At 39.6% G+C, this 22,047-nt stretch carries 22 protein-coding genes and 2 other annotated features; of the genes, 15 read left to right on the top strand and 7 right to left on the bottom strand.

What is annotated here, in order from left to right:
* Positions 1-220 precede the first annotated feature (220 nt).
* The 9 genes from BMW36_RS12375 to BMW36_RS12335 all read left to right on the top strand — a co-directional run bounded on the left by BMW36_RS12375 (position 221) and on the right by BMW36_RS12335 (position 8,333).
* Positions 221-769, top strand: coding sequence for a 3-dehydroquinate synthase II domain-containing protein (locus BMW36_RS12375; protein WP_089741562.1), 549 nt, complete (start codon positions 221-223; stop codon positions 767-769).
* A 73-nt stretch (positions 770-842) separates the two neighbouring features.
* Positions 843-1,096, top strand: a binding site (T-box leader).
* A gap of 36 nt (positions 1,097-1,132) precedes the next feature.
* Positions 1,133-1,362, top strand: a binding site (T-box leader).
* A gap of 72 nt (positions 1,363-1,434) precedes the next feature.
* Positions 1,435-2,814 (top strand): anthranilate synthase component I, encoded by a 1,380-nt coding sequence (gene trpE, locus BMW36_RS12370; RefSeq protein WP_089741560.1) that lies wholly within the window; start codon positions 1,435-1,437, stop codon positions 2,812-2,814.
* A complete protein-coding gene (locus BMW36_RS12365) occupies positions 2,811-3,398 on the top strand; it encodes an anthranilate synthase component II (RefSeq protein ID WP_089741559.1) in 588 nt (195 codons plus the stop codon). Before trpE ends, BMW36_RS12365 begins: the two co-directional genes overlap by 4 nt.
* Positions 3,395-4,420: an anthranilate phosphoribosyltransferase gene (gene trpD / locus BMW36_RS12360; RefSeq protein ID WP_089741557.1), complete on the top strand. Its 1,026-nt coding sequence runs from the start codon at positions 3,395-3,397 to the stop codon at positions 4,418-4,420. Before BMW36_RS12365 ends, trpD begins: the two co-directional genes overlap by 4 nt.
* Before the next feature lies 1 nt (position 4,421).
* Positions 4,422-5,201 (top strand): indole-3-glycerol phosphate synthase TrpC, encoded by a 780-nt coding sequence (trpC, locus tag BMW36_RS12355; protein ID WP_089741555.1) that lies wholly within the window; start codon positions 4,422-4,424, stop codon positions 5,199-5,201.
* Positions 5,202-5,203: 2 nt separating this feature from the next.
* Positions 5,204-5,830: a phosphoribosylanthranilate isomerase gene (locus tag BMW36_RS12350; protein ID WP_089741553.1), complete on the top strand. Its 627-nt coding sequence runs from the start codon at positions 5,204-5,206 to the stop codon at positions 5,828-5,830.
* Complete coding sequence (gene trpB, locus BMW36_RS12345) at positions 5,817-7,022, top strand: tryptophan synthase subunit beta (RefSeq protein ID WP_089741551.1); 1,206 nt, start codon at positions 5,817-5,819, stop codon at positions 7,020-7,022. The genes BMW36_RS12350 and trpB overlap by 14 nt, the downstream gene beginning before the upstream one ends.
* Positions 7,015-7,806 carry a tryptophan synthase subunit alpha gene (trpA, locus tag BMW36_RS12340; protein WP_089741549.1) on the top strand — a complete coding sequence of 264 codons (792 nt, stop codon included), beginning with the start codon at positions 7,015-7,017 and terminating at the stop codon, positions 7,804-7,806. Before trpB ends, trpA begins: the two co-directional genes overlap by 8 nt.
* A gap of 44 nt (positions 7,807-7,850) precedes the next feature.
* Positions 7,851-8,333: a hypothetical protein gene (locus tag BMW36_RS12335; RefSeq protein ID WP_089741547.1), complete on the top strand. Its 483-nt coding sequence runs from the start codon at positions 7,851-7,853 to the stop codon at positions 8,331-8,333.
* Positions 8,334-8,345: 12 nt separating this feature from the next.
* Here BMW36_RS12335 and BMW36_RS12330 read toward each other — a convergent pair whose 3' ends face one another.
* Both BMW36_RS12330 and BMW36_RS12325 read right to left on the bottom strand, forming a co-directional pair.
* On the bottom strand, positions 8,346-9,965 hold the full coding sequence (locus tag BMW36_RS12330) for an ABC-F family ATP-binding cassette domain-containing protein (RefSeq protein WP_089741545.1): 1,620 nt from the start codon (positions 9,963-9,965) through the stop codon (positions 8,346-8,348).
* 75 nt (positions 9,966-10,040) lie between these two features.
* Positions 10,041-10,361, bottom strand: a complete 321-nt coding sequence (locus tag BMW36_RS12325) for a hypothetical protein (RefSeq protein ID WP_089741543.1) — start codon at positions 10,359-10,361, stop codon at positions 10,041-10,043.
* A gap of 106 nt (positions 10,362-10,467) precedes the next feature.
* On the opposite strand from BMW36_RS12325, the gene BMW36_RS12320 reads away from it, so the two are divergent.
* The 3 genes from BMW36_RS12320 (at position 10,468) to BMW36_RS12310 (ending at position 15,032) form a co-directional block, all read left to right on the top strand.
* Positions 10,468-11,352: an AraC family transcriptional regulator gene (locus BMW36_RS12320; RefSeq protein ID WP_089741541.1), complete on the top strand. Its 885-nt coding sequence runs from the start codon at positions 10,468-10,470 to the stop codon at positions 11,350-11,352.
* A 128-nt stretch (positions 11,353-11,480) separates the two neighbouring features.
* Positions 11,481-12,779 carry an alpha-glucosidase/alpha-galactosidase gene (gene melA, locus BMW36_RS12315; protein WP_089741539.1) on the top strand — a complete coding sequence of 433 codons (1,299 nt, stop codon included), beginning with the start codon at positions 11,481-11,483 and terminating at the stop codon, positions 12,777-12,779.
* 27 nt (positions 12,780-12,806) lie between these two features.
* On the top strand, positions 12,807-15,032 hold the full coding sequence (locus BMW36_RS12310) for an alpha-galactosidase (RefSeq protein WP_089741537.1): 2,226 nt from the start codon (positions 12,807-12,809) through the stop codon (positions 15,030-15,032).
* Between the two features lie 85 nt (positions 15,033-15,117).
* Here the strand turns inward: BMW36_RS12310 and BMW36_RS12305 are convergent, their stop codons facing one another.
* Positions 15,118-15,741, bottom strand: coding sequence for a YczE/YyaS/YitT family protein (locus tag BMW36_RS12305; RefSeq protein WP_089741535.1), 624 nt, complete (start codon positions 15,739-15,741; stop codon positions 15,118-15,120).
* A 161-nt stretch (positions 15,742-15,902) separates the two neighbouring features.
* On the opposite strand from BMW36_RS12305, the gene BMW36_RS12300 reads away from it, so the two are divergent.
* Positions 15,903-16,460, top strand: coding sequence for a peroxiredoxin family protein (locus BMW36_RS12300; RefSeq protein ID WP_089741533.1), 558 nt, complete (start codon positions 15,903-15,905; stop codon positions 16,458-16,460).
* A gap of 102 nt (positions 16,461-16,562) precedes the next feature.
* Here the strand turns inward: BMW36_RS12300 and BMW36_RS20800 are convergent, their stop codons facing one another.
* From BMW36_RS20800 to BMW36_RS20385, 3 genes are read right to left on the bottom strand one after another with little or no spacing between them, the layout of a single operon-like run.
* Entirely contained in the window at positions 16,563-17,954 is a 1,392-nt protein-coding gene (locus tag BMW36_RS20800) for a F510_1955 family glycosylhydrolase (RefSeq protein WP_342707264.1), read from the bottom strand.
* A 24-nt stretch (positions 17,955-17,978) separates the two neighbouring features.
* Positions 17,979-18,338 (bottom strand): hypothetical protein, encoded by a 360-nt coding sequence (locus BMW36_RS20390; RefSeq protein ID WP_175480450.1) that lies wholly within the window; start codon positions 18,336-18,338, stop codon positions 17,979-17,981.
* Positions 18,275-18,502 (bottom strand): hypothetical protein, encoded by a 228-nt coding sequence (locus tag BMW36_RS20385; protein WP_175480449.1) that lies wholly within the window; start codon positions 18,500-18,502, stop codon positions 18,275-18,277. The genes BMW36_RS20390 and BMW36_RS20385 overlap by 64 nt, the downstream gene beginning before the upstream one ends.
* Positions 18,503-18,683: 181 nt before the next feature.
* On the opposite strand from BMW36_RS20385, the gene BMW36_RS12285 reads away from it, so the two are divergent.
* The gene (locus tag BMW36_RS12285) at positions 18,684-19,499 is read left to right on the top strand and encodes a ZIP family metal transporter (protein ID WP_089741531.1); all 816 of its coding nucleotides are present in this window, start codon (positions 18,684-18,686) and stop codon (positions 19,497-19,499) included.
* Positions 19,500-19,588: 89 nt separating this feature from the next.
* Positions 19,589-21,760, top strand: coding sequence for a DNA topoisomerase III (locus BMW36_RS12280; RefSeq protein WP_089741530.1), 2,172 nt, complete (start codon positions 19,589-19,591; stop codon positions 21,758-21,760).
* A gap of 37 nt (positions 21,761-21,797) precedes the next feature.
* On the opposite strand, the gene BMW36_RS20490 is transcribed toward BMW36_RS12280, so the two are convergent.
* Positions 21,798-22,047, bottom strand: a 250-nt coding sequence (locus BMW36_RS20490; RefSeq protein ID WP_217640961.1) for a hypothetical protein, incomplete at its 5' end; no start/stop codon positions are given.

Raw genomic sequence — 22,047 nt, 5'->3', positions numbered from 1 at the left:
AGAAGAAATAACATTACTAAAAACTTCCGCAATGAGTATCCCTCCCATTTGAAAAATCAAGTTTTATTGTATATGATTGTCCAGTAAATAGCTATGAAAAAATTATGGAAAAACTGTATAAAGTGAGACTTATGATCAGCGGTGGTTATTGACGCTAGTCTGGTCGTTAGCGAACTTATCAGGATGCTTAGCAATGGGGTAAGCTGGAAGGGAGATCAAGATGGAGACAACCTTACAATATGCGGAAGTAATTAGCGTGGAACCGTTAGGAGAGGGTACACGTGTATGTTTAGATTTTATTGATAATTTAAAACCATCAGAAGGGGTACTCGTTGGTAATACTGGTAATGGATATATTATTATGCTTGCGGAAAATAGAACGACGGAAACCTATCCGGCTCGTCCATTTCGTGTAAATGTCGGAGCTGTTCATCATTATACGATGGTGGATGAAGAGAAAACGGCATATTTAGCTGAACTGAAGCCTGGTGAGCGTGTGATGGTCATGTCAGCAGATGGAAAGATAAGAAAAGTTGCAATAGGAAGAATCAAAATAGAGAAAAGACCTTTCCTTCGTCTTGTGGTGAATGTAAACGGGAAAGAAATATCGGCTACTGTACAGAAAGCTGACAGTGTCCATGTATTGGGGGAGGAAGGTGCCGAAAAGCAGGTCCTTCAGTTACAGCCTGGTGACAGAATTATGGTTAAGACGGATCAGCCGGGGAGACACCTTGGCGAAAAAATCGAGGAAGAGATAACGGAGTTGTAAATATTCTGAAAATTTAATTAAAGGCATTGACAAACAGTATGTTTCCGTACTATGATAGTAACAACATTTATAAACGTTAGCTAAGACGAAGAAGAGTAACTAAAGGGAAGCACTGAAGAGAGCTGGTGGCAGGTGAAAACCAGTGTGCGGAAATTAGTGAATGGACTTCCGAGCTCCAAACCGAACAGCTTAAGCTAAGTAGGCTTTGGCGAGAGACCCGCTCGTTGCAAAGGGGTAGCGTTATAAGCGACATAGCTTGACGTGAACAGTGAACTGTTAATTTTTACAGTTAATAAAGGTGGTACCACGGGTTTCCTCGTCCTTTTCAGGACAGGAGACCCTTTTTGTTTAGTTGAAATTATAGAAAAATCGCTGATAAGGATGAGTAAGTTTATGTAATGTATTGAAGAGAGCTGGGATTGCTGGAAACCAGTATACATCATAGGCTGAATGGACCTTGGAGAGTGCTCTGGAAGGTAAGTACAGAGGAACGGCTTATCCCCGTTAACAGATGAAGAGAGGAAGTATATCATCAATACAGGTGATTACTTCAAATAGTGGTGGCACCGCGGTTAGAAATTACCGTCCCTATATATATCCCAGTGGTATATGTAGGGATTTTTTATATAGAATACATGAAATTAATTTAAAAGGAGTCAGGCAAAATGGTGAATTTTAAAAGCAAAACATTAAATGGAGATACATTGACACCGATATCTGTTTTCAATCGCATTAACGGAAAGAAAAAGTTCTTATTAGAAAGCTCTGGAAACCATAACGAAAAAGGTCGCTTTTCTTTCATTGGGTTAAATCCCTATAAAGAAATTATTGGTACATCCAAATATACTAAAGTAGTAGACCATACGACTAAAACGGAAGAAACTATTGAGCAATTACCATTGGAAGTTGTAAAAGACCATATCCCAAATGAAGCGTTAGATTTACCTTTTGCATTCTATGGAGGAGCAATTGGTTATATCGGATACGATGCGATCAGGCAATACGAGTATATAGGCGAACTGTTGGAAGATGAAATTGATATGCCGGATGTTCATATGCTTTTCTATCAGGATGTTATCGTATTCGATCATATGCAGCAAAAAGTAACCCTGCTAACTATCGATCTAGATGGAACAAGAAGTGACAGCATATTAGCAGGTAAGCTGGAATCCTTAACAGAACAAATAGCAACACCAGAGGCAGTTAGTCAGCAGGAAGAATTGAATATTCACTTTGAGACATCGATTAAAAAAGAGAGATTTCTTGAAATGGTAGAAACAGCAAAACAGCATATTGTGGATGGAGATATTTTTCAAGTAGTGCTGTCACAACGGATGAGAGCAACATTCGATGCAGATCCGTTTACTTTTTACAGAAAATTACGGGTAGCTAATCCTTCGCCATATATGTATTTTATTGATTTTGATGACTATATTGTGCTAGGTGCATCACCTGAAAGCTTGATTAAAACAACAGGCAAGCATGTTGTCACAAACCCGATTGCAGGAACAAGGCCGCGTGGAAAAACAGTCGAAGAGGATCAGCAATTAGCGACAGAACTGCTGGCAGATGAAAAGGAACTTGCAGAACACAAAATGTTAGTTGACTTAAGCAGAAATGACTTAGGCAGGGTATGTGAGACAGGTTCGATTGCCATACCGAAATATATGACAATTGAAAGATATCAGCATGTAATGCACATCGTATCAGAGGTTCACGGACAGTTAACAGCCGAGTATACAGGATTGGATGCATTGGTCTCCACATTGCCGGCGGGTACGGTTTCCGGGGCACCGAAGATCCGGGCAATGCAAATTATTAATGATCAGGAAGATATGAAACGTGGTGTGTACGCAGGAGCAGTCGGCTATATCAATATGAACGGTGACTTAGATTTAGCACTGGCAATCCGCACAATGGTGATTAAAGACAATACAGCATATGTGCAGGCAGGTGCAGGAGTTGTTTATGATTCGAATCCTGAATCGGAATATCAGGAAACATTAAATAAAGCCAAATCATTATTGGAGGTAAGCAAAAAATGATTTTATTAATAGATAATTATGATTCCTTCACATATAACCTGTATCAATATATATCAGAGCTAGGAAAAGAAGTAGAAGTTATCAGAAACGATAAAATATCCATTAGAGAAATTGAACAGATGAATCCTCAAGCCATTATTTTATCACCGGGACCTGGAACCCCGGATGAAGCAGGGATTTGCATTGATGTAGTGAAGCAGCTTGCAACGAAATTCCCCATTCTTGGTATATGTTTAGGTCATCAGGCAATAGGAGAAGCGTTTGGAGCAAGGGTCATTCATGCAGGGCAAATCAAACATGGGAAAACATCGATGATTCGCCATAATAATGATGAAATGTTCAGTTATTTGGAACAACCTTTAGAAGTCATGAGATATCATTCATTAGTAATTGAGCGGGAAACAATCCCGGAAGAACTTCTCATTACAGCGACAGCAATGGACGACGGTGAAATCATGGCAGTAAAACATACGTATTTACCTGTATATGGATTGCAATTTCATCCAGAATCGATCGGAACAGGAAAAGGAAAAAAACTACTAAACAATTTCTTTGAAGCAATAAGAAAGGAGCAAAAAGCATGAAAGCATATTTAAAAAAGGTAATGGAAAAAGAGAACTTAACTTTAACCGAAATGGAAGAAGCGGCAAGGCTTATATTTTCGGAGGATACTAGTGACACAGCGATAGGTGCGTTTTTAGCCGCATTAAAGACAAAAGGGGAAACAGTTGATGAAATTACGGCTCTTGTTAACGTCCTGCTGGAGATTTCTCCGCTTGCCTTACCAGATGAACTGACAGATGCGATGGATAACTGTGGAACAGGTGGAGATGGTTCGCAAAGCTTCAATGTCAGTACAACGTCTGCTTTTGTAATTGCGGGTGCAGGTATTACTGTCGCGAAGCATGGGAACCGAAGTATTTCCAGTAAAACAGGCAGTGCAGATGTATTAGAACATCTTGGAGTTCCGCTGGAGTTCACTCGTCCGGAAACGTATGAAATTTTAAAAGAGAACGGAATTGCTTTCTTATTCGCACCAAATGTTCATCCTGCAATGAAACGGGTGATGAAGGTAAGAAAAGAGCTGGGAGTTCCCACGATCTTTAATGTGATTGGACCATTAACAAATCCTGTGAAATTAACCTCCCAATTAATGGGGACATACCGCCGTGACTCTTTAGAAACAATGGCAGGTGTATTGCATAAATTAGGACGCAAACGCGCACTGATCATTAATGGTGCCGGGTATATGGATGAAGCCTCTTTAGCTGGGGAGAATCATTTGGTATTATTAGAACGAGGGGAAATTATGAGATTTACTTTAAAACCGGAAGAAGTGAATTTACCCGTAGTTGAAAATGATCTCATCAGAGGTGGCGATGCGAAGGAAAATGCCGAAATACTCCGCGCTGTTCTGGAAGGAAAAAAGGGACCGCATCGTGATACCGTATTATTAAATGCCGGATTAGGGATCTTTGCTGATGGAAAAGCCGAAACGGTGCAAAAAGGTGTAGAGATGGCCCGTGAATCGATTGATTCTGGTGCAGCATTAGCGAAATTAGAGAATCTTATTACGATAAGCAAAAAGATTAAGCAAGAGGTGTAATATGACGATTTTAGATAAAATTTTAGCTGAAAAAGAAAAGGAAGTAGCTGAATTAAAAGAGAATTATGTGCAGGGCTCAATCCAAGCGAAAAGAGTCAATATCTCTTTATATGACAGCTTTATGAAATCAGAAAAAATGAGCATCATTGCAGAAATGAAGCGTGCTTCACCATCAAAAGGATTAATTAATGATGGTGTAGAACCTGCCGATCAAGGACAGCTATATGAAGCGTGTGGTGCAGGAGCAATTTCTGTTTTAACAGACCAGCCCTTTTTTAAGGGAACTATGAGAGATATGCAGGATGTACGGGAAGTTGTTAATATTCCGGTTCTAAACAAAGATTTCATTATCGATGAAATACAGATTGACAGAGCGTACGATGCAGGAGCCAACTTAATTCTGTTAATTGCAGCAGCGCTTCCTGAAGCCAGATTGCAACAGCTGTACAACTATGCGGAGCAAAAAGGCCTCGAAATTTTGTTTGAAGTCCATAATGAAGAAGAAATGGAAACAGCGAAAAGAATTGGTGCCAAAATTGTTGGAATAAACAATCGGGATTTAAAAACTTTTCATGTGGATCTGGCAGTAACAGAGAGGTTAGCGAAAATGGTGGATACTGATCAAACATTACTGATCAGTGAAAGTGGAATGAAAGTCAGAGAAGATGTAGAGAGAGTGGCGCATTCGGGGGCTAAAGGGATTCTGGTTGGAGAAACAATGATGCGCTCGGACGATTTAAAGACAACATTTGATCAATTACGCATTCCGTTAGGAGAGTAATCATGGTACAGGTGAAAATTTGTGGATTAATGAATCGTGAAGCGATTTTAACAGCGGTTGATGCAGGGACAGATTTGATAGGTTTTGTCTTTGCCAGAAGTAAAAGACGTATTACGAAGGAAGAAGCGGCAGATTTGGCAAAATATATTCCGCCAAATGTGAAGAAGGTAGGGGTATTTGTTAATGAAGAGATGGAAGTCATTCAGGAGATAGCCCGGGAAGCCGGATTGGATTATGTCCAGCTTCATGGTGATGAGAGCCCTGATTTTTGCAGGGAAATTGGTTTGCCGGTAATTAAAGCATTTCATGTAGCATCGCCAGAAGATCTTGATAAAGTTGCCCGATATGATTGTGACTACTATTTATTAGACAGTCCAGCTGGCAAATACAGAGGCGGCAATGGAGAAAAATTTGACTGGACGATTGTAAAGGAACGGGATTTTTTAAATAAGAAAATTTTACTTGCCGGAGGCTTGCATGCGGACAATGTAGCAGCGGCAATTGATGAAGTGAATCCAGCAGGGGTCGATGTATCAAGTGGTGTAGAAACAGATGGTGTGAAAGATCTGGACAAAATAAGAGAATTTATATTAGCTGCAAAGAAAGGTGAGACAAATGGGATCATATAATGTACCAAATGAAACAGGGCATTACGGCGATTTTGGCGGACGATTTGTTCCGGAAACGTTAATGCCTGCAGTGCTGGAATTAGAAAAGGCGTACAATGAAGCAATCAATGATGAAGCATTTCTGGATGAGTTTAACTATTACTTAAAGGAATATGTCGGACGCGAAACGCCATTATATTATGCAGAACGTTTTTCAAAAAAATTAGGTGGACCAAAGATTTATTTAAAGCGTGAGGATCTAAACCATACTGGTGCCCATAAAATTAATAATGCTCTTGGCCAGGCACTTTTAACCCTAAGGATGGGTAAGAAAAAAGTTGTGGCAGAAACGGGAGCAGGCCAGCATGGGGTAGCAACGGCAACAGTTTGTGCATTGCTCGGCTTGGAATGTGTCATCTTTATGGGTAAAGAGGACGTTCGCCGCCAGAAGTTGAATGTATTCCGCATGGAGTTGTTAGGAGCTCGTGTCGAGAGTGTAGATCAGGGTAGCGGAACATTAAAAGATGCAGTAAATGAGGCATTACGTTACTGGGTTAGCAACGTAGAGGATACGCATTACATTATCGGTTCTGTTGTCGGGCCGCATCCATTCCCGCAAATTGTCCGTGACTTCCAGAGTATGATCGGAACAGAGACGAAGAAACAAATAAGAGATAAAGAAGGAAGCCTGCCAGATGCGGTTGTTGCATGTATTGGCGGTGGAAGTAACTCAATGGGAATGTTCTATCCTTTTGTGGAGGATGAAGAAGTCCGTTTATATGGTGTTGAGGCTGGAGGAAAAGGTGTCGATACAGACAAGCATGCTGTCACACTCGAATATGGCCGGAAAGGGATTCTTCATGGGACAATGACATATTTATTACAGGATGAAAATGGCCAGATTCAGGAAGCACACTCTATCTCTGCAGGTCTTGATTACCCTGGAGTAGGTCCGGAGCATAGCCACCTCCGGGATATTGGCAGAGTGAATTATGTTAATATAACGGACGATGAAGCATTAGAAGGATTGCAGGTACTTTCCAGAACGGAAGGTATTATCCCGGCATTAGAGAGCTCGCACGCGATTGCCTACGCAATGAAATTGGCGAAAGAAATGAAAGAAGATGAAATAATGGTAATTTGTTTATCAGGCCGCGGTGACAAAGATGTGGAAGCAGTACGTGAGGCGCTCGGAGGTGAAGCAAATGGGTAAAGAAAAACTAGCTGCAGCTTTTCAAACAGTGAAGAAACGAGGAGATAAAGCTTTTGTTCCCTATATTATGGCTGGTGATGGCGGGCTTGATCAATTAGATGATCAACTTTCTTTTTTAGAGGAAGCAGGAGCAACTGCAGTAGAATTAGGGATTGCTTTTTCTGATCCTGTGGCAGATGGTCCAACTATTCAGGAAGCTGGACTAAGGGCATTAGCAAATGGTGTATCGCTAAGATCTGTTTTAGATAAATTAAAAGAGAAGAAAGATGAGCGGAATATTCCTATTGTTTTGATGACTTATATTAATCCGATCCATGCATATGGCGTAACAGAATTTGCTTCAAGCTGTGCAGAAGCAGGAGTTGATGGTCTGATCATCCCAGATCTGCCATTAGAGGAAGAAGGATTAGTGACAGATTCATTGGCGGAAAACGGGATAGCATTAATCCGGCTTGCAGCATTAACTAGTACAGAAGACAGATTAACAGAAATTGCGAAGCGCACGGAAGGGTTCTTGTATGCAGTTACCGTTACTGGTACAACCGGAGTGCGTTCAGTCTTTAAAGAAAATTTGGGACAACACCTTGAAAAGTTGCGTGAAGCATGTAATGTACCTGTATTGGCAGGGTTCGGTGTCTCTACGCCAGAACATGTCACCTTATTAACAGAACATTGTGATGGTGTTGTAGTAGGAAGCAGAATTGTAGATTTACTGTATAAAGGTGAACGAGATACGATTCGTGAGTTAATTCAATCAGCACAAATTTCTAAAGTGAATAATTAATTAATCAGAAGTCCCTGCACCGATATGGAGCGGGGATTTTTTCTATGAAAAGAGCGGGCGGAGTTGCAAGAAGAGAGCAGAGTTGCAAGAAGAGAGCAGAATTTGCAAGAAGAGAGCAAAAGTTGCAAGAAGAGAGCAAAAGTTGCAAGATAGGAGCAAAAGTTGCAAGAAGAGAGCGGAATTTGCAAGAAGGGAGCAAAAGTTGCAAGAAGGGAGCGGAATTTGCAAGAAGAGAGCAAAAGTTGCAAGAAAGGAGCGGAATTTGCAAGAAGAGAGCAAAAGTTGCAAGAAAGGAGCAAAAGTTGCAAGAAGAGAGCGGAATTTGCAAGAAGGGAGCAAAAGTTGCAAGAAGGGAGCGGAATTTGCAAGAAGAGAGCAAAAGTTGCAAGAAAGGAGCAAAAGTTGCAAGAAGAGAGCGGAATTTGCAAGAAGGGAGCAAAAGTTGCAAGAAGGGAGCAGAAGTTGCAAATAAGAAGCAGAAATCTGCAAAAAAAGCGGAATTAAAAAAGAAGTCAGCTCCTGGCTGACTTCTTTCATCTTTAAGCGTATGATGCGGCAATCTCTTTCTGTAATTTCTGGTCTGCTACATATTCGTCATAGCTCATTTCTTTATCAATAACCTTTGTTGGTGTAATTTCAATTAGGCGGTTTGCGATACTGTTAATAAACTGATGGTCATGTGATGTGAAAAGAATCGAGCCTTTAAAGTTGATTAGTCCATTGTTCACAGATGTAATGGACTCCAGATCTAAGTGGTTTGTAGGTTCATCTAATACTAACACATTCGCATTACTGAGCATCATTTTAGAAAGCATACAGCGCACTTTTTCTCCACCTGATAATACGTTTGCTTTCTTTAAAGCTTCTTCTCCAGAGAATAACATACGTCCAAGGAATCCACGTAAGAAAGTTTCTGTCTGGTCGTCTGGTGAGAATTGGCGGAGCCATTCTACAAGTGTCATATTATTTCCTTCAAAAAACTTCGAGTTATCTTTAGGGAAATAGGATTGGGAAGTTGTTACGCCCCATGTATACGTTCCTTCATCTGGTTCCATTTCACCCATTAGAATATCGAATAACACAGTTTTCGCTAACTCGTTTCTTCCGACAAAAGCAACTTTATCGTATGGCTTTAAAATAAAGCTCACATTATCTAATACTTTTTCTCCATCAATCGTTTTCGAGATTCCTTCTACCCGCAGTAAGTCATTCCCGATATCGCGTCCCGGCTGGAAGGCAACATATGGATAGCGGCGGGATGATGGTTTAATATCGTCCAGTGAAATGTTATCAAGCATTTTCTTACGTGAAGTTGCCTGCTTGGATTTGGATGCATTGGCACTGAACCTTGCGATAAAGTTTTGTAATTCTTTTATTTTCTCTTCTTTTTTCTTATTTTGATCTTTCGCCATCTGTAACGCTAACTGACTTGATTCGTACCAGAAATCATAGTTTCCGACAAACAATTCAATCTTCCCGTAATCCACATCAGCAATGTGGGTACATACTTTATTTAAGAAATGACGATCGTGTGATACTACGATTACTGTATTGTCAAAATTGATTAGAAATTCCTCTAACCATTGAATTGCCTGAATATCCAAGTGGTTTGTTGGCTCATCAAGTAAAAGAATATCCGGGTTGCCGAATAAAGCCTGTGCTAATAATACTTTTACTTTTTCGGAACCTGTTAATTCTGCCATCTTCTTAGTATGAAGGTCTTCTCCAATTCCCAGACCTTTTAACAAAATAGCGGCATCTGACTCAGCTTCCCAACCGTTCATCTCAGCGAATTCGCCTTCCAGCTCAGCCGCACGCATACCGTCTTCTTCAGTAAATTCGGTTTTTGCATAAATTTCGTCTTTTTCTTTCATGACTTTATAAAGCTGTGCATGGCCCATAATGACTGTTTCTAACACTTCATATTCTTCATAAGCAAAGTGGTCCTGTTTTAATACAGCTAGACGTTCATCTTTGCCTAATGAAACATGGCCTGATTGCGGTTCTAATTCACCTGATAAAATCTTTAAAAAAGTTGATTTACCTGCACCGTTTGCCCCGATCAATCCATAACAATTACCTGCGGTGAATTTAATATTCACATCTTCAAATAATTTTTTATCACCAAAACGTAAACTTACATTTGTAGCTTGTAGCATATTGTCATAATTCCTCCATTATCTCATCATATTGCAAGCTTAAACAATTTGCAGGTGGAAGTCAATCCTGGATAGCTATAGATTTATTGTAGAGGAGTCCTCTTTTTTCATTAATGTCAGTATCCCGTCAACTAATAAACAGAAAAATGCAGCCCAGTGAAGCAGCATTCCGACACCTGGAATAATTCCGACTGTACTTGCGATAATACCGACTGCAGGACCCCAAATCGGTGCTCGACCTGACTTGGAAATTGCAAGCGTAATGATATGGTAAATAAGCATAAATATAAGCGGAGTCCATAACAAGTTTAAAATAAATGAACCACCAATAAGCGGAATTCCCAGAAAAAATTCAAATACTGCTCCAATCAATTTTAAAACACCTGATGCAATCATCAACTCACTCCTTTTAATAACTTTCTTATCTAAACCTTATTTTACCATAATACAAGTATTCCTATGGTAAAATTCATATTAAATATTATTTGTGGGGGACTCCAAATTGAATCGTAATAACTCGCATAAAGCATATGGTTTCCATTTTAAAGGTGAACATCAGGAACGGGTAGCAGGAATTTATACAATTGGGAAGGAAATAAGAACAGAGCATACGTATATATGGGACGGATTGAAACGATCTGAAGAGGGGAAAGTGGTCTTTCAATATACGTTAAATGGAAATGGGGCAATTCGAATTGAAGACACAACTTACTCCTTGATGAAAGGACAAGCCTTTTTAGTGAAACTCCCCAGTGATCACTGTTACTACCTACCAGCTGAATCGAATCAATGGGAATTTATTTACATTACTCTATTTGGTACAGAAGCTCTTCATTATTATACGCTAATAACGGAAAAATATGGCCATATTTTTCAATTTCCAACAAATTCCCGGCCGATTAAACAGATCTTTCGCTTGCTTGAAAAAATAGAAACGACGGGTATTCTGCATGGCTATGAAGCTTCAGGGTATGCATATTCATTTCTGATGGAATTTATGCAGTACATTGAACATGATCAGAGCAAAGAAGTGGAACTACCGCTAGCGATAGCAAAGGCTGTTAGTTTTTTAGAAAAAAAGTATGCTGATGACCTGACATTGGATGATATTGTGAAGGTTTCAGGTTTGTCCAAATATCACTTTACCCGTCTATTTGCCAGAACAATGCAAGTAACACCGATTCAGTTTCTAACAAAGATTAGAATGAAGCAAGCGGTAGAATTATTACAGGACAACAGCTTATCTATTGAGGATATAGCAAAGCAAGTTGGATACAGGAATGGGAATTATTTTAGTAAAGTATTTAAAAGTATCTTAAACATTACTCCAAGTGAGTACCGTAATAACCAGTCATATATGCCGGTAGATCAGTTGTTTATTGATTGAAAATAATAGCAATATTTTACTCATTTCAATTTTATTTACGATTGTAAATGGTTACAATCCCCGATATTATACATAATATAAGAGTTTCTAGTTTCGCAATATTTTGCGAGAAAGAGGAGGCGTATGAATTGTCGAAAATTACATTTCTAGGTGCAGGAAGCACGGTTTTTGCGAAAAATGTCCTGGGGGATTGTATGAAGACAGAAGCATTACAATCATTTGAATTTGCTTTATTTGATATTGATCATGAAAGATTAAAAGATTCAGAAATGATGTTAAATAATTTAAGAAATAGTATGAATGCAAACGTAAGAATAACAGCTTATCATGATCGAAAAGAAGCATTAAGAGGCGCTAAATATGTTATCAATGCCATTCAGGTTGGTGGATATGATCCATGTACGATAACCGATTTTGAAATACCGAAAAAATATGGATTACGTCAAACCATTGCTGACACATTAGGTATTGGCGGGATATTTCGAAATTTACGAACAATTCCGGTAATGCAGGAATTCGCAAGAGACATAAAAGAGGTTTGCCCTGATGCCTGGTTTTTAAATTATACAAACCCAATGGCTGTCTTAACCAGCATCATGCTGAAAGAAGGAATAAAGACAGTTGGATTATGTCACAGCGTGCAAGTATGTGCTGACCATTTACTTGAGTCATTAGAAATGCCAAAAGATAATGTTCAGTGGAAAATTGCCGGAATTAATCATATGGCATGGTTACTGGAAATTACCCGGAATGGCGAAGATCTGTATCCGGAAATTAAGAAAAGAGCGAAAGAAAAGCAAAAAGAGAAACATAACGATATGGTCCGATTTGAACTGATGGATAAGTTTGGCTATTATGTGACGGAATCATCTGAACATAATGCAGAATACCATCCTTATTTTATTAAGAGTCAATATCCGGAATTAATTGATAAATATAATATTCCGTTAGATGAATATCCGCGCAGGTGTGTGAACCAGATTGAAGGCTGGAAAAAAATGCGCGATGACTTAATAAACGATCAGAATCTTACCCATGAGCGAACCCATGAATATGGTTCCTATATTATCGAGGCGATGGAGACAAATAAACCGATTAAAATTGGCGGGAATGTGTCAAATAAAGGAGGATTAATAAGTAACCTTCCAGAGAATGCGGTAGTGGAAGTTCCGTGTCTCGTAGAGGCCAGCGGTATTACTCCTACGTATGTTGGTGACCTGCCGGTACAGCTTGCCGCGCTCAATCGGACAAATATTAATACACAGCTTGTAACAATAGAAGCTGCCCTAACAAAAAAGAAAGAGAAAATCTACCAGGCAGCAATGCTGGATCCTCATACTTCGGCGGAACTGTCGCTGGATGATATTATTTCACTTTGTGATGATTTAATTGAAGCGCATGGAGATTGGCTACCGGCATACAGCTGAAACATTTTACAAAAAAGGAGCATGAACATGGCTATATTATACAATGAACAGACAAAAGAATTTCATTTACAAACAGAAAACTCCAGTTACATTTTACACGTTTTAGAAAATGACCAGCTGGGTCAATTATATTACGGAAAGAAAATTCGTCACAAGAACTCTTTCGAACACTTATTTGAGAAAGGAGATCGGCCAAACACCCCTTACTTAAAGGAAGGTGATATGACCTTTACATTAGAACAAACGAAACAGGAATATCCATCCTATGGAACGACAGACTTTCGGGAGCCTGCATTTCAAATATTGCAGGAAAATGGCAGTCGAATAACAGATTTTAAATATGAGAGCCATCGTATTTTTCAAGGTAAGCCTAAACTGGATGGATTGCCTGCAACATATGTGGAGGATGGAGATAATACAGAAACTCTTGAAATCACTCTTTATGATGAGGTGATTGATGCAAAATTAATCCTCTTATATTCGGTTTTTGAGGAACAGGACGCAATTGCCAGAAGTGCCAGGTTTACAAATAACGGGAACGGAAAGTTAAATTTAACGAGAGCAATGAGTGCGAACATTGATTTGCTTGATTCTGACTATGAAATGATCCAGCTCTCTGGAGCATGGGCAAGGGAACGGCATGTGAAAACCCGGAAGTTAGAAACCGGAATTCAGAATATTTCAAGTACAAGGGGGACCAGCAGTGTTCATCAAAACCCGTTTCTTGCGCTAAAAAGACCTCATACAAACGAATTTCATGGGGATGTTTTTGGTTTCAGTCTTGTTTACAGTGGTAATTTCCTTGCACAAGTAGAGGTGGATTATCTGGAGGTGTCACGTGTCAGTATTGGAATCAACCCATTCGATTTTAACTGGATGCTTGAAAAAGGGGAAAGCTTCCAGACACCGGAAGCGGTGATGATTTATTCCAATGAGGGGTTAAACGGAATGAGCCAGCGTTATCACAATTTATACCAGACACGGCTTGCGAGAGGGAAATGGCGTGATCAGGTTCGCCCGATTTTAACTAACAACTGGGAAGGAACATACTTTGATTTCAATGAAGAAAAGATCGTCGAAATGGCGAAACAGTCCCAGGAACTAGGTGTAGAGTTGTTTGTATTAGATGATGGGTGGTTTGGGAAACGGAATGATGATACGACTTCATTAGGAGACTGGTTTGTTGATTATGATAAGCTGCCAAATGGGATTACCGGCTTAGCAGAAAAAATAACTGCATTAGGCATGGACTTCGGCCTCTGGTTTGAACCGGAAATGGTCTCAAAAATAAGTGAGTTATATAAGAAACATCCAGATTGGCTGATACATGTTCCTGATCGGAATTTATCCCACGGAAGAAACCAATATGTGCTTGATTTCTCAAGAAAGGAAATTGTTGATGCATTATATGAAATGATGTCAGCTATTTTGAGAGATGCGAAGATTTCCTATGTGAAATGGGATATGAATCGATATATGACAGAGATTGGATCAGCACAATTGCCGGCTAATCGTCAAAGAGAAGTTGCTCACCGCTATATTTTAGGAGTGTACGACTTATATGAACGTCTAACATCTGAATTTCCTGATATTTTATTTGAATCATGTGCAAGTGGTGGCAGCCGCTTTGATCCAGGGATGCTGTATTATGCGCCGCAAGCTTGGACAAGTGATGATACCGATGCGGTAGAGCGATTAAAAATCCAATACGGTTCATCTTTCGTCTATCCAATCAGTTCAATGGGAGCGCATGTTTCTGCTGTGCCAAATCATCAGGTTGGACGTATAACAAGTCTGGAAACAAGAGCAAACGTTGCTTACTTTGGGGCATTTGGCTATGAGTTGGATGTTACAAAAATGGAAGAGGACGAGAAACAGGCAATGAAGGACCAGATTGCCTTTTATAAAAAGCACCGCGAATTATTCCAGTTTGGAACCTTTTACCGGATTAACAGCCCCTTCGAAAAGGATGGCAATCGAACAACTTGGCTAGTTGTTTCAAAAGATAAGTCGCAGGCGATTGTTGCTGATTACCATGTCCTGTGTAAACCAAACCGGAGTTTTAACCGCCTTATATTGAAAGGATTAAACGAAGATTATACGTATACGATTGAAGGTTTTGATGGAGAGTATAATGGTGATGAATTAATGGAAGCTGGTATTCCATTAGATCATGAACGTTTCCGGAAAAATGGTGAGCACAATGTAGAAGGGGATTATGCTTCCCGTTTATTCGTCCTTAATAAGCAATAATCGAAAGCAGGGCATGATGACATTGCCCTGCTTTCTGTTTGGATATAGTTTTATCACGAATACCAGGCTGAGCAAAAGTCTCTGTTTACTTATCTGCAGCTAACAAAGGTTCGGCAATTTTTTTGCGAAAGTATTGTACAAAAGGGCCTGTGAAGAAAGCAAAGATCACTGTAGCCACACCCACAATTGCACCAAATGAGAAACCGATTACAACACAGGTAATATCTGTTGCAATTCTTGCGACAGGAAACCGAATTTTGTTCCCTGAAACCTTCTCAATAGCAAAAGCTAACGCATCATATGGCGCCATCCCCAGATTAGGTGTGATATAAAGGGCCACACCCATACTGGCAAAAAATACAGCACTGAGCATCATTACTATTCGAATAAACAAGAAAGCGGGATCCTCAAAGATGAAGAAATATCCGTAAACGAAAAAATCTGATATAAAACCAATCCCAACCATATTAACTAATGTTCCAATTCCGATCGAACTCCTGTAAAGAACAAGTATAACAATTAAGAGAATTGCATTAAATCCTAACTGATAGACTCCAAATGAAATTCCTAAAAACCCACTCAAACCAAGATTTATTGTTGAAAAAGGATCTGTGCCCAGTTCGCTAATTCGCAGTAGTGCAACTGCAATACCAATAAACAAATTTCCTATTATCATCATATTAAAGCGAAGCCATGTTATGTTTTTCATATCTCTCTCCTGTTGGTGTATTGATTACCATCATAGTATACAGAAAAAACGGCATAACAGATAGTGAAAAATTTCACATCTGTTAAAAACCAAAATGCTTTGTATAAGAGGACATTCCTTACCATAATTATATAGTAGATCACTAACAGGAGGAGCTCTCGATGAAAAATCTGTTTATTATTGCCATTCTGGCCGGGATGCTGGGTTTTGCTTTATATGATTTTATCAATGACCGTAACAGGGGATTGGAAAACAGTTTTCAAATAGCTGACGGGTCTGTAATAGTTGATGACAGTATTGGCCTGGATATAGGTGATAAAGCTCCAGACTTTGAACTGCAGTCAATGGGAGGGGAGTTTATCCAATTATCTGATTTTAAAGGAAAAAAAGTGATGCTTAACTTTTGGGCAACCTGGTGTCCTCCTTGTCGTGAGGAAATGCCAGAAATGGAACAGTTTTACCAGAATACTAATATTGAAATTTTAGCAATCAATCTGGTAGAAACGGAAACGAGTTATCAGGTGATTGAGAATTTTCGGCAGGAAAACGAATTGACTTTTCCTGTATTATTAGATAATGGCAACAAAGCAGCCGATATTTACCGCATTGTGCCTATACCTGCTACCTATTTAATAGATTCTAATGGCATTATCCAATTTCGTACATATGGGCCATTGACTTTTGACAGGATGATGGAAGAATATGAAAAGCTGGAATAGTTATTATCCCATCATAGATTGTTAACATAATAGTTTCAGTAAAATAGCCAAAAAGAAGCGATCTTGTTTTCTGATAGATGCGCTTCTTTTTTTTTTGCTGGATTATTCAGTAGGCTCCAGCTCATCTTCTGTAACCCATTTATGATTGCTGACTTTCTCACCGGTGTCTGTTGCGCTGAAATCCACCATATATACTGTAGTTTCTTCAACAAGGTCAATGGTCGCTGTTGCACCTTTCATTCCAGGCATATGGTCTGTATTAATAACTGCCGTATCTCCAGCTGATAATGGTTCATCACCGACCCCTGAAAGCTCTTCATGTATGACCCATTTATGGTTTTCGACACGTTCACTTCCATCAGTTGGGTTATAAGAAACAGCATATACGACCGTACTATACGCACCAGTAATTGTAGCCAATGCTCCATCCATTCCCGGCATATGATCTGTCCGGATAATTGCTGTACTCCCTTGTTCAAAGGTTGGTTCTTCAGCAGCTTCCAGTTGCTCAGGGACTTCTCCGGAGCTGGAATGATGCTGATGGGCACTTTCATTACTGTTATTGGAATGATCATGGGCATGGCCGTCTTCCACAGTCTCTTCATTAATAATCATTTGCCAGGAGTCTCCGCCATCTGTGCTGATAAAGCCCGATCCATTTAAGGTATAGATTGCAAACACTTCTTCAGCCTGCGGGTTTTGGGAAATAAACAAAGGAGCATCCTCTCCTAAATCAGGCAATCCCAGCATCGTTTCTTTGCCGGTATCCCAATCATAAGAAACGAGTGAAGGTTTCCCGTTATATGTTGAATAGTACAATGTATCCTCATTGAAGAAAACCCCAAGCCCATTTTCCTGATTGTTTGAAATGAGCTCAAATGTCTCTCCTTTGTCATTAGAAAAATAAATCCCGGTAGACGAAGCGACAGCAAGAAACTGCGGGTCATTTGGATGGATCGCTACATTAAAGAGATCTCCTTTAATATTTGCCCCATTTAATTGTGACCATGTTTCGCCGTTATTCTCACTTAGATAGTACCCTTGCTTTAATTCAGAGTTGGTATCCGGATTATAAAGAAAGATATCATGACTATAGTAACCGACCGCAAGGAAATGGAAATCTGATTCTCCAGTAAATCCGATACTCTCTAATGTCTTTCCACCATCAAAACTCCTTTGAATCCCGAAAGGATTAGGCAGATCAGACTCCGGACCGGGATGTCCTGAAGTATAAAATCCCTTATCTACTACGGTAAATCCCATATAATCGTTTAAGTTTTCTGTTGTTTCAAACCATGTGCCATTATCGGAAAATTTCAGCCCTTCATGTGTACCGAATAATAATCTGTTCCCCTCCTCATTAAAGCCCATGCCATGGACATGAGTCAGAGGCCCGTCTAATTCCTGCTCAAAAGAAGATGGATCCGAGTTGCTGGAACAGGCTGTAACGATACCTAATATAAAACATCCTAACAACATTTTTTTTATATTCAAAACTACTCACCTCATCATGCTTTGTTAAATTTTTACCTTTTCAAGAACAAAGCTTAATACAAAAGAAATAGGAATCCCAACTAATGCCATTAAACTTAATACAAGGGATGCCACCTCTAAAGACAAACCATTCGTATCAAAAATAGAGGCAATATGAAACGTAATCCCTGTATTCACCATGGCAGGAATACCTACACAAATCAGTATCGCCCAAAAAGATCTTGTTTTAATCGCTTCATTTAATGTCCAGTCATCTTCGTGTGATTCTATGGAAGGAGAATTACTCTTATTATCATTTTTCCCATCATTACCGAACCTGTCTATGAATCGTCTACAAACATCATTAATAAACCGGCTGCTAATGTAACGGCAGAGTAAACACAAGATACTTGTGACCCTGACCAGCCAAAAATCTGAATATACAAATCAATAAATTGTGAATTAGAATATGTTTGGCCGGGACCCGAGAAAAAGACACCTAGTCCGCCAATTATTAAGACAACCCAACCATAATAAAAACGGTTAAGAAAATTCCATTTATAAAACATAGTAACACCCTGTTATGAAATTTTCTAATATATTGTGAGATTTGTCGGGAAGATTGAAAGGATGGAAACAGGGGAATAAGTAGTATGGCTAATAATTATTTACTATACCATTTTCATTTGAAGTTGCAAGCAAAACTATTTTATAAATGGACAATGCAGGAAATATAAAAGGGGTATCATTATGTTAAATCACTTTATGGAACTAAGTCCGTTAACACAAACCATCATCGCTACATTATTTACATGGGGAATGACGGCAATTGGTGCGGCATTAGTTTTTGCTGCAAAGGCTTTCCACCAAAAGTTAATGGACAGTATGCTTGGGTTTGCTGGTGGTGTAATGATTGCAGCAAGTTTCTGGTCATTGCTGTCGCCTGCACTCGAAATGGCTCAGGAGGATGATGTGGCGGCATGGATACCAGCAGCAATTGGATTTATGCTCGGTGGGATTTTTTTTGTGGGGATTGATAAGCTGATCCCTCATCTTCATCCAACCTCACAAGTTGCAGATGCTGAAGGGTATCAGCCGACAAATCGAAAAAGAAGCACATTGATGGTACTTGCCATCACCTTGCACAATATTCCCGAAGGATTGGCGGTTGGTGTTGCATTTGGTGCAGTGGCTGCGGACCTTTCCTCGGCATCTGTTACAGCGGCAGTAACATTAGGCTTAGGGATTGGTATCCAGAATCTCCCTGAAGGTGTTGCAGTGGCAATGCCTTTAAGAAGGGATGGGATGTCAAGAAGAAAAAGTTTTTTTTACGGTCAATTGTCGGGGATGGTTGAACCCATTGCCGCCGTTATCGGTGTTTTAGCTGTTACTGCCATTGAACCACTGCTGCCCTATGCGCTAAGTTTTGCTGCAGGAGCTATGATATTTGTTGTGGCAGAAGAAGTCATCCCGGGATCTCAGGAAGAAGGGAACAAGGATCTTGCCTCAATGAGTTTAATGATAGGTTTTACTGTGATGATGATATTGGATGTAGCATTAGGATGAAGAAGGCAATGGGAAGTACCTTTTGTTTTTTTCGGCACAATGAGTTAAAGTAAAAGGAAGTATCGCAAATTGAGGAAGGATTGTCAAGTATGAGCAAAACAGTAGTTATCGCAGAAAAACCTTCGGTAGGTCGGGATATTGCCCGTGTACTTAACTGTACAAAAAAGGCAAATGGGTTTATGGAAGGTTCCAAATATATTGTGACATGGGCACTGGGGCATTTAGTTACATTAGCTGATCCTGAGGCATATGACAATAAATATAAATCATGGAAATTAGAAGAATTGCCTATGCTTCCTGAGCAGTTGAAGCTTGTCGTTATTAAAAAGACAGGAAAACAATTTCAGACCGTTAAATCACAATTAATCCGTAAAGATGTAAAAGATATTGTCATCGCAACAGATGCGGGTCGGGAAGGGGAACTTGTCGCTAGGTGGATTTTAGATAAAGTTCGAATCAATAAGCCTGTGAAGAGATTGTGGATCTCTTCTGTAACGGATCAGGCAATTAAACAAGGATTTCAAAACTTAAAGCCAGGAAAGCAATATGATAATTTATATCATTCTGCTGCGGCAAGATCAGAGGCTGACTGGTATGTTGGTTTGAATGCAACACGTGCTTTAACGACAAAATTTAATGCCCAGCTTTCAAGTGGAAGAGTACAGACACCAACTCTTGCTATGATTGCAGCAAGAGAAGAAGAAATCAGACAGTTTCATCCCAAGACGTTTTATCAGATAAAAGCTAGGACGAATGACGGAATCACCCTGTTATGGAAAAATGCGAAAGGTGAATCAAGAATTTTTGATCAGCAGAAAGCAAACAGCTTACTAAATCAATTGAAGAATAAGCCACTGAAAGTTACAAAGGTTGAAAAGAAACGGAAAAAGAGCTATGCACCAACATTATATGATTTAACCGATTTACAAAGGGATGCCAACCGTATCTTTGGTTATTCCGGAAAGCAAACTTTATCAATCATGCAGAAATTGTATGAGCAGCACAAAATTTTAACATATCCAAGAACAGATTCTAAATATATTTCCACAGATATTGTACCAACATTAAAAGAACGGGTTGACAGCTGTGGTGTGGGGCCGTATGCTTCTGTTGCTGCGAAGATAAAAAGGCAGCCAATAAAAGCAAATAAATCATTTGTGGATGATAAAAGAGTCTCTGATCACCATGCAATTATACCAACAGAACAACCTGTTTATCTTTCCAATCTTAATGAGCAGGAACGCAAAATTTACGATCTTGTAATTAAAAGATTTTTAGCTGTTTTATTACCTCCATTTCAGTTTGAACATATTCAGTTAAGAGCAGAAATAGACCGGGAAACATTCACTGCCAGCGGGAAAAATGTTATTGATCAAGGCTTCAAGGCGGTATATGACCAGTCATCAGAGGATGATCAGGAGGAAGAACAGCACATTTCCAATATTGCAGAAACACACGAATGGAATAATCCGAAGCTTTCTCTAACAGAAGGGGAAACAAAGCCGCCAGAGCGATTGACGGAAGGGACATTGTTGCATGCAATGGAGAATCCTGCTAAATTTCTTGAGAAAGATGAAAAGCATGCTCAAAAAACCTTACAGCAAACAGGCGGGCTTGGAACAGTTGCAACGAGAGCAGATATAATTGAAAAACTCTTTAATACTTTTTATATGGAAAAAAAGGGTAAGTATCTTTATTTAACATCCAAAGGAAAACAGCTATTAGAATTAGTACCAAGTGATTTGCGTTCACCGCTTCTAACAGCGAAGTGGGAAGAAAAGTTAGCTAGAATTGCAAATGGTGATTTGAAAAAAGAGGCTTTTCTTAAGGAAATTAAATCCTATACAAAAGAAGTAGTTCACCAGGTGAAAACAAGTGAGGCAAAATACAAGCATGATAACATGACGGGAACGAAATGCCCGAATTGTGGCAAATTAATGCTCGAAGTTAATGGGAAGAATGGCCGCATGCTGGTTTGTCAGGATCGAGATTGCGGTGAGCGAAAAATGATAGCGAAGAAAACTAATGCAAGGTGCCCCAATTGTCATAAGCGTATGGAAATGCGTGGGCAAGGGGAGGCGCAGACATTTTCCTGTGCTTGTGGTTACCGAGAGAAACTGTCCGCATTCCAGAAAAGAAAAGACAAACAGGGACAAAATAAAGCGACAAAACGGGATGTTAATAAATATCTGAAAAAACAAGATGAAGGATTCACAAACAATGCATTGGCAGAAGCACTCGCCAAATTGAAAGATAAATAAAGAGAATAGAAGATGGGACATCACTGTGATGCACCACCTAAAACAGTGGATTATGTGAAAAGCTTAGAAAACTTTTTAAATATAATAAAAACACAGCTACAGGAGCGAAGTCGTTCGGATGTGGTCTGAAATCCATGGCTCCCGGAAAAGTGTGAGCGAAGTCGTTCAGAGGAGGTCTGAAAGTCATGGCGTCTGGAAAAATTTGAGCGAAGTCGTTCGGAGGGTCGCTGAAAGCCGTGGCGCCCGGAAAAATTTGAGCGAAGTGGTTCGGAGGTGATCTGAAAGCC

Source organism: Gracilibacillus ureilyticus (genome assembly GCF_900111195.1).
In the GTDB taxonomy this organism is placed as follows: Bacteria; Bacillota; Bacilli; order Bacillales; family Amphibacillaceae; genus Gracilibacillus; species Gracilibacillus ureilyticus.
This window is presented reverse-complemented; position numbering and strand designations above follow the sequence as displayed.

What these genes read in the sequence shown, in the direction of transcription:
- BMW36_RS12330 (WP_089741545.1), bottom strand. Translation starts at nt 9,965, where the DNA reads ATGCTACAAGCTACAAATGTAAGTTTACGTTTTGGTGATAAAAAATTA.
- BMW36_RS12305 (WP_089741535.1), bottom strand. Translation starts at nt 15,741, where the DNA reads ATGAAAAACATAACATGGCTTCGCTTTAATATGATGATAATAGGAAAT.
- trpD (WP_089741557.1), top strand. Translation starts at nt 3,395, where the DNA reads ATGAAAGCATATTTAAAAAAGGTAATGGAAAAAGAGAACTTAACTTTA.
- BMW36_RS12300 (WP_089741533.1), top strand. Translation starts at nt 15,903, where the DNA reads ATGAAAAATCTGTTTATTATTGCCATTCTGGCCGGGATGCTGGGTTTT.
- BMW36_RS12375 (WP_089741562.1), top strand. Translation starts at nt 221, where the DNA reads ATGGAGACAACCTTACAATATGCGGAAGTAATTAGCGTGGAACCGTTA.
- trpB (WP_089741551.1), top strand. Translation starts at nt 5,817, where the DNA reads ATGGGATCATATAATGTACCAAATGAAACAGGGCATTACGGCGATTTT.
- trpA (WP_089741549.1), top strand. Translation starts at nt 7,015, where the DNA reads ATGGGTAAAGAAAAACTAGCTGCAGCTTTTCAAACAGTGAAGAAACGA.
- trpE (WP_089741560.1), top strand. Translation starts at nt 1,435, where the DNA reads ATGGTGAATTTTAAAAGCAAAACATTAAATGGAGATACATTGACACCG.
- trpC (WP_089741555.1), top strand. Translation starts at nt 4,422, where the DNA reads ATGACGATTTTAGATAAAATTTTAGCTGAAAAAGAAAAGGAAGTAGCT.
- BMW36_RS12280 (WP_089741530.1), top strand. Translation starts at nt 19,589, where the DNA reads ATGAGCAAAACAGTAGTTATCGCAGAAAAACCTTCGGTAGGTCGGGAT.
- BMW36_RS12325 (WP_089741543.1), bottom strand. Translation starts at nt 10,361, where the DNA reads ATGATTGCATCAGGTGTTTTAAAATTGATTGGAGCAGTATTTGAATTT.
- BMW36_RS20385 (WP_175480449.1), bottom strand. Translation starts at nt 18,502, where the DNA reads ATGTTTTATAAATGGAATTTTCTTAACCGTTTTTATTATGGTTGGGTT.
- BMW36_RS12350 (WP_089741553.1), top strand. Translation starts at nt 5,204, where the DNA reads ATGGTACAGGTGAAAATTTGTGGATTAATGAATCGTGAAGCGATTTTA.
- BMW36_RS12365 (WP_089741559.1), top strand. Translation starts at nt 2,811, where the DNA reads ATGATTTTATTAATAGATAATTATGATTCCTTCACATATAACCTGTAT.
- BMW36_RS12285 (WP_089741531.1), top strand. Translation starts at nt 18,684, where the DNA reads ATGTTAAATCACTTTATGGAACTAAGTCCGTTAACACAAACCATCATC.
- BMW36_RS12310 (WP_089741537.1), top strand. Translation starts at nt 12,807, where the DNA reads ATGGCTATATTATACAATGAACAGACAAAAGAATTTCATTTACAAACA.
- BMW36_RS12335 (WP_089741547.1), top strand. Translation starts at nt 7,851, where the DNA reads ATGAAAAGAGCGGGCGGAGTTGCAAGAAGAGAGCAGAGTTGCAAGAAG.